We start from the raw sequence: 11,603 nt of genomic DNA, 5'->3' as shown, positions 1-11,603 counted from the left end.
ACCCTGATGGCAGATGAAGTAATCTTTATTGGTACAGCAACTTATGTGAGGAATGAAACGCAAGGTATACGCATACTTTCTTAGAGAGACAGAATAAAAAGGCCGTGTAGACTATTAAAGAAAATCAAATACAACAGTTACGATATAACGATAATGTACCCAATAAAATCATATCAACGAAAAAGGCGCTGTCCTGGGTACTTTTCTGGATTGGCTTATCACTATGTTTTAATTTGGGAATCTATATCTTTTTAGGAAAAGAAAAGGCAATGGAGTTCCTGGGCGGTTATGTGATTGAACAGACCTTGAGTATTGATAACCTGTTCCTGTTTCTAATGGTATTTTCCAGCTTCGGAATCAGACAGTCCTCACAAAGGCGTGTACTGAATTACGGAATCTTTGGGGCAATTGTATTACGGTTGCTGTTCATATTACTTGGAGTGACCATCGTAAACAAATTTGAATGGGTTCTGTACATATTTGGCGGTATATTAATTGTAAGTGGCATAAATATGGCTTACAAACAGGAAGAAAAGGATAATTTCAAAGAAAGTAAGATTATAAAGGTACTTGGCGGTATCATACCGATTACAGACACACTAGAGGGAGACCGTTTCTTTGTAAAGAAAAATAATGCACTTCATGCGACTCCCCTGTTTGCAATTTTATTGATCATAGAATTTACGGATATCTTATTCGCCATAGATTCTATCCCGGCCATATTTTCCATAACTACAGATCCTTTTATTGTATACACCTCAAATATCTTTGCGATATTAGGACTTAGAAGCTTCTATTTTGTACTTGGAAAGCTTCACGAGACCTTTAAGTATGTAAAACATGGAGTTGCTTTCATCCTCATTTTTACAGGAATAAAGCTGGCTGCCTTAACCTTCCATGTGGAAATACCCACGGAGCTGTCACTGGGTATAATCTTTGCGATACTGTCAATCAGTGTGTTGGCATCTGTAATAACAGGCAAAGGGGATATGAGGATAAACTAATACTACCTTGCTTAAAAAAAAGAAGCTGTTTGGTTTCCTGATATACATTGCCTTACGAAAATGTATAAGAAACCTTACAGCTTCTGCTTGTATTATGATATAAATATCATTTATCCTTAATGGATAACGAGAGCTCTTATAATCCAATAATCCTATAATGAAAGTTAATTACTTGCTTTCCTCGCAGCTCTGCCAAATACCTTGATTAATTCGTTAACGACAAAAGGTATAAGTGCAAATACAATCACAATTCCCCAATCCATCAGGCTTAAGTTGTGTACGCCGAAAGCCTTTGCAAGAAAAGGAATTGAAATTACAAGTTCCTGTAAAAGAAGGCCTACAACAATTGCACCGAGTAAGAACTTATTACTGAAGAAACCAATCTGGAAAATAGTTTTCTCAGGATTTCTCATGGACAGAGAGTAGAACAGCTGAGAAGCTGCCAGTACGACAAAGGCCATGGTTCTTGCATAGATCAAAGCAGTATTATAATCAGCAGATTCCGTAATATCTTTAGCAAGACCGCTAAAAATATTATAGCCATGCTCATACATACCATAATAAAAGGCAGCCAGGGTCAGAAGACCGATTAAAAGACCACCTATAATAGCACGTGTGCCGGAGCCTTCTGCAAAGAAGCTCTGCTTCGGGTTTCTGGGCTTGCGTTTCATAACATCCTTATCGCCAGGGTCCACACCAAGGGCAATGGCAGGAAGGGAATCGGTAATAAGGTTAATCCATAACAGCTGAGTAGCTGCCAGAGGCACCGGCCAGAAGAACAGGATGGAAAAGAGGATGGCAACTACCTCACCTAAGTTACAGGATAAGAGGAAGATAACAGACTTCTTAATGTTATTATAGATGTTTCTTCCTTCTTCTATGGCATTTACGATGGTGGTAAAGTTATCATCTGTAAGAATCATATCACTGGCACCCTTTGCCACATCTGTTCCGGTAATACCCATAGCTACACCGATATCAGCATATTTTAAGGAAGGAGCATCGTTTACACCGTCACCTGTCATGGATACGATATTTCCGTGGGACTTAAAGGCTCTTACGATCTTAACCTTATGTTCGGGTGAAACCCTTGCAAATACCCTGTAATCATTAATCTTATTGGAAAATTCCTCATCGGACATCTCATCGATTTCAGCACCGGTCAAGCTCTGATCAATGGACTCCGCAATACCAAGTTCTTTTGCTATGGCAACTGCTGTATTCTTATGGTCACCGGTTATCATAATAGGAGTGATACCGGCTGCTTTGGCCTCTTTGATGGAATCTTTTACTTCCAGTCTGGGAGGATCGATCATACCGACAATACCTGCAATTGTCAGCTCTTTCTCCATTTCCTCCGCATCTATGACAGAATCTGTGTCCTTAAAAGCAACACCCAATACACGGAGTGCAGCATCAGACATTTCTTCTGCCGCATTTAATAAATTTTTCTTAATATCCTCTGTTATTGGAACAATCTGGCCGTTTACCAGCGCATTTGTTGAAAGTCTTAACAGGTTGTCAATAGCACCTTTGGTATGAACACGGTATTTGCCGTTTTCTTCATTCAGGGTTGACATAAGCTTTCTGTCAGAATCAAAGGGTTTTTCACCTACTCGTTTATGAGAATTGTTGAGAACGTTCTTAGGCAGGCCAAAACGTTCACCCATAACAACAAGTGCAACTTCCGTAGGATCACCGGTGCCGGTGCCGTTCTCATAAGTGGCATCGGAGCATAATACAAATGAGCGAACCAGTTCTTTCTCATCTGCGTCCGGGGATAAAGTTCCCATATTCACAGGAAGGTCCTTTTGATTACTTAAGGTATGGGTCTTAACAACTGTCATCTTATTCTGGGTTAAAGTACCAGTCTTATCAGAACAGATAATATTTACAGAACCTAAGGTCTCAACTGCCGGAAGCTTCTTAACAATAGCATTGATTTTAGACATCCTGGTTACACCGAGAGCCAATACGATTGCAACGATGGCAGCAAGGCCTTCCGGAATGGCGGCAACTGCTAGACTGATGGCGGTCAGGAACATTTCAAATAAATCACGTTTCTGGAAAAGTGCAATAGCAAATATCAGAACACAGATACCGATTGCGATATATCCCAAGGTTTTACCCAGTTCATCCAGACGTTTCTGTAAAGGAGTAAGTTCGTCGTTATCTTCATCAAGAATCTTGGCAATCTTACCAATTTCAGTTTCCATAGCGGTTTCCACTACAACACCTTCACCTCGGCCGTAGGTAACTAAGGTTGACATAAAGGCCATATTGGCTTTATCCCCGATAGGAGTTTTGGGGTCGGGAAAAAGAGCAGAGAAATCTTTTGTAACAGGTACGGACTCCCCGGTAAGAGCGGATTCTTCAATCTGCAGATTGGCGCTTTCAATGAGCCTTATATCGGCTGGAATGAATCTTCCGGCATCAAGAATAATAATATCACCCGGGACAACGTCTTCTGAGTTTATTTCTTTCACTTCACCATCACGGCGAACAAGGGATTTGGGAGTAGTCATTTTCTGCAGGGCTTCCACCGCTTTCTCGGCCTTTGACTCCTGTACAACACCAATAACGGCATTTAAAATAACTACCAGTAAGATAATAACAGCATCCGCATATTCCCTGATGAATACAGTGATTACTGCAGCACCTAAAAGTACGTAAATAAGCATATCCTGTAACTGGGCCAGAAATTTGGCAAACAGGCTCTTACCAGGTTTGCCTTTTAACTTATTGGGACCGTATTTTTCCAGCCTGCTGCCTGCTTCCGCGGAACTAAGTCCTTGGGATGGGTTTACATTAAGCTCTTTCAGAGCTTCCTCTGGGGGTTTTGAAAACCACATAAAAACACCTCTCTTTTTCTATCCATCAGGTTTATTCAGGCGGAGGACATAAGCCTGCGGATGTTAAAATGGTTTAAATCTAGTTTTTTCTAATATCATTAAGAATATTCTTCGAAGAATAATTGTACTATGAAATGGAAAAACAGTACAGTTAAAATTTGATTAGATTAGTAATAATTAGAAAAAGTGGGAAATAAGTCCGGTCAAAAAATTTTCATAAGCTAAAAAAGTCAATAATCTTAGGCATTGATTTTCAGGAAAAATCATAAGGTAGCCACGAACCAGTCTCCACGGAAAATCCACAATAGTAAGATAGAATAAGACAGACTTGCTCTGGATAGAGATTATGGAGTATACTGCATAGAGAAATGTTAATATAGCGCACTGGCGAATCACACTTCCGGGTTATTTACAGGAGGATGCACAGCGAACATTTGAGAAAAGGAGTATTCTTGTGGAAGAGAGCAGAAAGAAGATATTAGTGGTTGAAGATGAAGCTAAAATCATGGAATTTATAGAACCCTACCTTTTAACCAGCGGCTACGAGGTAATAAAAGCCTGTTCAGGGAAAGAAGCAGAGGAGAAGCTTGAAGACGAGAAACCGGACATGCTGTTACTTGATTTGATGCTTCCGGATAAAAGTGGTGAGTCAATCCTTAAGGAGCTAAGAAGGAATTCTTCCATTCCTGTAATTATATTAACGGCTAAGAGCAGTGAGGAGAATGTGATTCACGGACTGGAGATAGGCGCAGATGATTATATCACAAAACCCTTCAGCCCAAGGCAGATGGTTGCCAGGGTAAATGCCCTGTTTCGCAGAAGTTTAAAGGAGGAGGAAGAAGTCCTTGTCTTTCGTAAGGGCAGGCTGGTAATCAATCAGAAGGATTACAGAGTACAGAAAAACGGAGAAGATGTGGTATTAACGCCCAGCGAATTCAAGCTTCTTACGACCCTTGCCAAACGACCAACCAAGGTATTTACCAGAGAGGAGTTAATACTGATAGCCTTTGACGGAGATTATGCCGGGTTTGACCGAACCATTGATTCACACATAAAAAACCTGAGATCTAAGATTGAGCTTAATCCCAAGGAACCGGATTATATTCTGACAATAAGAGGTGTTGGCTACAGATTTGGAGGTGACTGAAGTTGAAATATTCCCTGAAACAGAGGTTGACTGTATCCTATATTATTATTGTAATTGCAAGTATCGGTTTCGCCATCCTGTTTGCCAACGTAGGTATAAAAAATCAGTTCAAGCGTTATGCCATCCAGAAGCAGGAGAAAGAGACTGCAGAAATTGTTAATTTGATTCAGTTGAAATACGAGGAGGAGGGTGGATTTAGCAGCCACTATCTGGATCTCATTGGGATGAACGCCTTGCAGAATGGTATGACAGTAGTTATAAAAGACAACAGTAATAAAACAGTATGGTCTGCTTATGAGCATAATAACGGGCTCTGTCAGGCAATGATACAGAACATGACCATAAATATGTCCAGCTATTCCAATAAATGGGATGGAAAATATGAAGAGCGTACCTATGCGCTAAAGCTAAAGAATAGTGAGATTGGAGTACTTACTACAGGCTTTATGGGTCCGTATTATTTTAATGATGAAGAGCTGATCTTTATAAAGGCTTTGAATTCTATTCTGTTATTTACAGGAGCAGCATCACTGCTGCTTGCTTTTGCTCTTGGAATATTCATGTCCGCCAGATTAAGCAGTCCACTGATCAAAATATCGGAAAAGGCACTGGCTCTCGCTAAGGGGGAATACAGAGGAAGGATTACGGAGGAGGTAAATACCAGAGAAATTAAGATACTGGCAGATACCATGAATCAATTATCAGAAGCCCTGTCAGATAAGGACAGGCTTCGAAAACAGCTAACCCAGGATGTGGCCCATGAGCTGCGTACCCCCCTTACTTCCGTGCAGGGACATATGGAGGCTATGCTGGACGGTGTTTGGGAGCTCAGTACAGAAAGACTTGAGAGCTGCTATGAAGAAATTCTCAGGATAAAAAAATTAATCGGCAGCATAGAAGATCTGTCTGTAATAGAAGATAAGAATATCATCCTGCATCTGGAGGAATTCGAATTTCAGAAGCTGGCAGGCAGAATGATTCATAACTATGAGAATGATATTGTTGAAAAGAATATGACCATACGATTGAATGTACCCATGTCTTCTGAGGGTGTAAAAGATGACATGCTCTATGCAGATAAGGATAAGATCTGTCAGGTGCTAAATAATCTCCTCTCCAATGCCGTAAAATATTCCGACAAAGGAGCAGAGATTAATATAACCTTTGGAAAAGAAGAAAAACAGGCAATTATACGAGTAACAGATACCGGAATGGGGATATCAGAGGTTGATCTGCCCCATATCTTTGAGCGGTTTTACCGCGCGGATAAATCCAGAAACAGAAATACCGGCGGTGCAGGAATAGGCCTTGCCATCACAGAGGCGATTATTAAAGCCCATGGAGGCAGCATCATGGTAAACAGTAAATACGGTGAAGGTACGGAATTTACAATCACACTGCCTCAGGGTTAGAGCTACCTGCTTTCCTTATCAGAGGGATACCGTATCTCAAGTCCCGGCTGGTGTTTCTTATCCATCTGATGTCTGGCTTTTCTGTTGGCAACGGAATCAAATACAATGGAAAAGTCGTAATCCGGCGGATACATCTCAGAAGCAGGGGAGATGAGCTTGAGCCTTTTGTGGTTGATGAATTCCTTCTTTTTCTGCAGCTGGACCCCAATAAAACCTTTTTCGTCGGAGGGCTTAAACACGATACCTATTTTCTTCTGAGGATAAACCATTACACTGTCTCCTAAAGTGAATTTCGATGAAGCAGGAGATTTCTTTACGGAAGTCTCTTTGGGCAGACCCTGAACCCTTGGAAGGGGTGTATATGCAGTACTTTCAGGTGAAGCTGCAGTTGTTTCGGGCAGTGTGTCAGGTAATTGATTAGTGGTGCCTGATTCACCTGCAGCGGTATTTATAAAGCCTGTGTATTCTGTGTGTCCGGAGGATTGGGCTTTACCGTAAACAGAGGTGGAATATGCCTCCTGGTAAGCTCTTGTCAGCATTTTTTCCGGCAGTCCAAGTCGTCTTGCAATATATAGAGCGCAGCTCTCTCCGGCCTCTCCGATTTCCAGTCTATATAAGGGTTTTAAGCTTTCCTTGTCAAAAGCCATTCTGGCGTTTATCAGGCCTTTGGTTCTTGCTGCATACTCTTTTACTTCCGGGTAATGGGTGGTAGCAACAAAGATGCAGTTTTTCTCACGCAGCTCCTCAAGAATTGCAATAGCAATACCCATACCTTCTGCGGGGTCTGTTCCGGAACCCAGTTCATCCAGAAGCACCAGGCTTTCATTGTCGGACTGCCGGAGGATCTGAATGATATTCGTAATATGAGAAGAGAAGGTGGAGAGGTTCTCCGTAATACTCTGGCCATCTCCGATATCGCAGAAAATTCCATTATTCATGCATAGTTCTGCTTCCTCGCAAGGGACATGAAGACCGCTCTGTGCCATTAGAGACAAGAGCCCAACGGTTTTTAAGGACACGGTCTTACCGCCTGTATTAGGTCCTGTTATTACAATGCCCTGAATATGGTTGCCTATTGAGAAATTTAATGGTACACAGTCCTTCGGATTGAGTAAGGGGTGTCTCCCATTTACAATAGAAATTCTTCTCTCATGGTTCATAAGTGCAGGTACACCTTTCATATCCACGCTTAACTTTGCTTTGGCAAACAGGAGGTCCAGAGTCTCTATTGCCTGCATATTCAGATTTATTTCAGCAGCGGCATCTGCTACCATGCCGGTGAGTTCATACAAGATACGTCTTATTTCGTTATCCTCCAGTATTTTCTTTAAGGACAATTCCTCTTCCAGTTTAAGCACTGCATTCGGCACGATAAAGCAGGTGGCGCCGGTGGAGGATACATCCAGGGTGGAGCCGCCTATCTGGTTCTTGTATTCCTTCTTCACAGGAAGTACATAATGTCCGTTTCGATTGGATATATAATTTTCGGAGAACCAGTCTTTTTTGCTTCGAAGCAGATTTTCCAGCTTCGTTCTGATTTCCGTCTGTATCTGTTCCATTTTGCGTCTGATTCCCTTTAGTTCCTTGGAGGCATCGTCTTCTACCCTGGTACCTCTTAAGCAGCGGCTTATTTCCTCTGTGAGTGAAGAAAGATCTGCAAAGGAGTTGCCGTAATAGGCAATTTCTGTCTGCAGGAATTCAGCCTTTAACAGATAGGTCTTCACTCGTTTGGTTGCAGTCAGAAACTGTGAGATAAATAGTAACTGTTCCGGCAGCAGCATACTGCCAAGAGCAGCCAGTTCCAGAAGCTGTGGGATATCCTTCATGGAGGGAAGGGGAGGTGTTCCAAGAGCCGTAAGGATAGCTTTGGCCTCTGTAGTTTCTTTGATTTTAGCATTGACCTCTGAGAGTGAGAGGTAAGGGGTGAGAGCCAACAGCTTTTGTTTTCCAATATCGGAAACGGCTCTTTCGCTCAGCATCGTCTTTATTGTATCAAATTCCAAAGTATGAGAAGTTTTTTCAAACATGTTATAATCCTTTCTGAGTACAGGGCTTCCTTTTTTTGATTGACAAGCATACAACCTTACTGTTTGCCTGTATGGTATTTACCGCGCTTACAGTTGCAAATAGATATTACTATCTGTCTTTTATCCGGAAGCATAAATTATGTTATATCGGTTCAGCAGTTGCCATGCCTATTTAAGAAGTAGAACCCTGTTTAATAATTATATAAAAATACCCACAGGAATCCCGTAAATTGAATTAATAGTCTTTGAGTAAATAAATACTTGCATAAAATACAGTATTTAAGCTTCTATAGTCTAAAATTCAACTCACAGCAACAGAAAAACTCCCTGTGGGTATAAAAAAAGCGTAGCAATAAACTGCTACGCCAGCCTTTATATAGTTATGGATATGTTACTTTTATAAAAGTCCTGATCAGGGCTGTATAAAAGGCGGAATTTCCCGCGGCATACCAAGGATAAGAACCTGTTATGGTTCCTGTTTATATAATGATGGCAGATGAGTATATTCTGTAATGAAGGTAAGCACTGAAAGATAAAGAAACATGTAACACAAATAAACCGAGCTCTTTAATATTTTAAGGGAAGCTCCGGTTTCATAATCAATCCTTGCTCTACCAATATTCAGTTACGTGCTAGTTGGCACGAACCTCACTTACAAATAATACCGACATCAAAACCATCCTTTCAATTCTTGTTTTATGGTGACATAATATCACGTTATCCGAAAATTGTAAAGAGGGTGGAAGGAGATATTTTTTGAATATATAAATTTAAGCATTATCATTTAGTTCTAAAGTGGTCTGTTTTATAACTTAAAGAGAAGGATAACTAAGGGCTGCTTGTGGTTCGTTATGAATAATCCGATAGATTCCAGTTTAATTTAACAGGTATATTTGTGTTGTAAATAACAAAGAAATGTCACCAACTCAGGTAGCTTTCATAAGATAATATATATCTTATAAAGGAGTTTACCAGATGGATAACTACAGACGTCCGATGTACCCTCACGGTGGCAGAAACATGGGCTACAATCAGAACCAGCAATGTGGCTGCGGGGTTACACCAGTTTTGGAAGCTGTAAAAGGCGGTTGTGACAATATAGGCAGTGTTGATAAATGTCTTGACAAATTGCCTTTGGCAATGTCCTATGTTCCTATGCAGAAGTGGAGAAATATCTACGATACAGGAATGGCTTTACAGGTTGGTACAATTTTTCAGGAATTGGATCTGCCTTTTCTTGCAGCAGGTAATAAATGCGGAGGAAGAGGTGGCAGACCATGACGAGTAAAAGCAGAGATCAATTGATGTGCATTATTACTGAAGCCAGCTTTGCTCTTGATGATGCTAGGCTGTTTCTGGATACTCACCCTTGTGATAAAGAAGCTTTAGAATATTTTCAAATATATAGGCAGATTAGAACAGAAGCCATGGAGGAATACAGAGACTGTTATGGTCCAATATCAGCCTATGATGTAGCGCCCTCCAATATGTGGACTTGGATTAATGATCCATGGCCATGGGAAGGAGAGTGCTGATTATGTGGACTTATGAAAAGAGACTTCAATACCCTGTAAATATTAAAACTCCTAATGCTTCAACTGCAAAGTTCATAATTACGCAGTTTGGCGGTCCGGACGGCGAGCTGGCAGCATCTCAGCGTTACCTCTCTCAGAGATATGTAATGCCTTATAATGAAGTAAAGGGAATATTAACAGATATCGGAACAGAAGAGCTGGCACATATGGAAATTATCTGTGCCATCGTTCACCAGCTGACCAGAAATCTCACCATAGAAGAAATCAAAGCTTCCGGTTTTGATACCTATTTCGTTGACCACACCGTTGGACTCTGGCCTCAGGCAGCAAGCGGAACTCCTTTTAGCGCAACCGTATTCCAGTCAAAGGGTGATCCGATTACAGACCTTCATGAGGATATGGCAGCGGAGCAGAAAGCCAGAACCACCTATGACAATATCCTTCGTATGATCAAAGACCCCGATGTAATTGATCCCATCAGATTTTTAAGGGAAAGAGAAATTGTTCACTTCCAGAGATTTGGTGAAACAAAACGTGCGATATCAAGTAATAAAAAAGCATACAAAAGCAGTGGATATTTATGATTCACTCGTTACCTTTTTCTCATTGACTCTATCTGGTGCGCAAATTCTTGGGCAAAGAGAGTTTATTGTGTCCAACTTTGAGTAGAGAACATGCTCAAGTTGGGTGACATTCATAAGGGTCTTATTTACAGTCCTGTTAATTTCCAGCAAGTCGGAGACATTGCACGAGAGTTCAACAGCCCTTTGGAGCTTCTCCCCCTCCGCGTTTAGAATATGGGACAGGGCAGCTTCCACCAGCGCGATGGATTCAATCAGATCGCACGAGCATCTATCCTTTTCATCCTCTTCATCGCAGGGGAAGCAGCAAATTTCATAATTACAGCAACACAGTTCCATATCGCAGGCATCTATTTCACATTGTATCAGCCGTGGATACCGGCAATGTTTCGTTGCCAAAATGATAAAAGCAAGCTCCTTATTATCTTTTTTCTGGCAGGAATCAAGCAGAATACTCTCTATAACATATACAATTGGAAAACAAAAGCTCTTTATCAGGCAGCCGTCGTTGGAAAAAAATGATATGGTCTGTGTGTGTTCGCATAGGTGGACAGTAACATAATATGGAGCAATCGACAGTACAGCAGTGTAATGTCCCTCACAGGATGTCTGCAGATTGCGAACGACGCAGCCGTCCTTTGAGACCTCTGCGATAAAGGACGAAAAAACGATGAGCAGGGTATCGTTTTCGCAATTGTAGGAAAGTCCCACAATTTTGGAACATTCTTCTTCACACAGGTTAATCTGTATGTAATCAATCTCATTCAGGCAATGGTCAAGTTTAAATATCTGGCTGCTGTTATTGACGGATGCCCAAAAGCAATTTTCCGTACTGTCATAACAGATAGTGCTGTATGGTCTGCAGACCTTTACGCAGCCGACTGGCGTGAAATCCTTATTAAGCTTTTGAATAGTACAGCTTTTCGGCATGGTCAGATAAAAGAAACAACCTTCAAATGCCATCCCTTTGTAACTCATGCAGCAGTCTGTAGGAAGCGAATGTACAGCGCACGGTACCAATGTGTTCATTCCTATCTCCCCCCTC

At 41.3% G+C, this 11,603-nt stretch carries 9 protein-coding genes; 6 read left to right on the top strand and 3 right to left on the bottom strand.

Going from position 1 to position 11,603, the window contains the following annotated elements:
- The first annotated feature begins 170 nt into the window (after positions 1-170).
- Positions 171-1,004, top strand: a complete 834-nt coding sequence (locus tag BR73_RS0100300; protein WP_081848479.1) for a TerC/Alx family metal homeostasis membrane protein — start codon at positions 171-173, stop codon at positions 1,002-1,004.
- A gap of 164 nt (positions 1,005-1,168) precedes the next feature.
- Here BR73_RS0100300 and BR73_RS0100295 read toward each other — a convergent pair whose 3' ends face one another.
- On the bottom strand, positions 1,169-3,856 hold the full coding sequence (locus BR73_RS0100295) for a cation-translocating P-type ATPase (RefSeq protein ID WP_033163928.1): 2,688 nt from the start codon (positions 3,854-3,856) through the stop codon (positions 1,169-1,171).
- A gap of 454 nt (positions 3,857-4,310) precedes the next feature.
- On the opposite strand from BR73_RS0100295, the gene BR73_RS0100290 reads away from it, so the two are divergent.
- Together BR73_RS0100290 and BR73_RS0100285 are read left to right on the top strand one after the other, a co-directional pair.
- Positions 4,311-5,003 (top strand): response regulator transcription factor, encoded by a 693-nt coding sequence (locus tag BR73_RS0100290; RefSeq protein ID WP_033163927.1) that lies wholly within the window; start codon positions 4,311-4,313, stop codon positions 5,001-5,003.
- 2 nt (positions 5,004-5,005) lie between these two features.
- A complete protein-coding gene (locus tag BR73_RS0100285) occupies positions 5,006-6,415 on the top strand; it encodes a HAMP domain-containing sensor histidine kinase (protein ID WP_033163926.1) in 1,410 nt (469 codons plus the stop codon).
- Positions 6,416-6,417: 2 nt separating this feature from the next.
- Here BR73_RS0100285 and BR73_RS0100280 read toward each other — a convergent pair whose 3' ends face one another.
- On the bottom strand, positions 6,418-8,442 hold the full coding sequence (locus BR73_RS0100280; RefSeq protein WP_033163925.1) for a DNA mismatch repair protein MutS: 2,025 nt from the start codon (positions 8,440-8,442) through the stop codon (positions 6,418-6,420).
- A 975-nt stretch (positions 8,443-9,417) separates the two neighbouring features.
- Here BR73_RS0100280 and BR73_RS0100275 point away from each other — a divergent pair.
- Genes BR73_RS0100275 through BR73_RS0100265 form a run of 3 tightly spaced genes read left to right on the top strand, consistent with a single transcriptional unit; the run spans position 9,418 to position 10,561 of the window.
- The gene (locus BR73_RS0100275; RefSeq protein WP_033163924.1) at positions 9,418-9,723 is read left to right on the top strand and encodes a spore coat associated protein CotJA; all 306 of its coding nucleotides are present in this window, start codon (positions 9,418-9,420) and stop codon (positions 9,721-9,723) included.
- Complete coding sequence (locus tag BR73_RS0100270; RefSeq protein WP_033163923.1) at positions 9,720-9,977, top strand: spore coat protein CotJB; 258 nt, start codon at positions 9,720-9,722, stop codon at positions 9,975-9,977. Before BR73_RS0100275 ends, BR73_RS0100270 begins: the two co-directional genes overlap by 4 nt.
- 2 nt (positions 9,978-9,979) lie before the next feature.
- On the top strand, positions 9,980-10,561 hold the full coding sequence (locus BR73_RS0100265) for a manganese catalase family protein (protein ID WP_033163922.1): 582 nt from the start codon (positions 9,980-9,982) through the stop codon (positions 10,559-10,561).
- On the opposite strand, the gene BR73_RS29250 is transcribed toward BR73_RS0100265, so the two are convergent.
- Positions 10,556-11,587: a hypothetical protein gene (locus tag BR73_RS29250; protein ID WP_242860592.1), complete on the bottom strand. Its 1,032-nt coding sequence runs from the start codon at positions 11,585-11,587 to the stop codon at positions 10,556-10,558. The two genes, BR73_RS0100265 and BR73_RS29250, sit on opposite strands and share 6 nt — an antisense overlap.
- Positions 11,588-11,603: the final 16 nt, after the last annotated feature.

Source organism: Clostridium sp. KNHs205 (assembly GCF_000702945.1).
Classification (GTDB): Bacteria; Bacillota; Clostridia; order Lachnospirales; family Lachnospiraceae; genus Anaerocolumna.
Note: the sequence above shows the minus strand (reverse complement) of the source record. Positions and strands in the feature narration are given on the sequence as shown.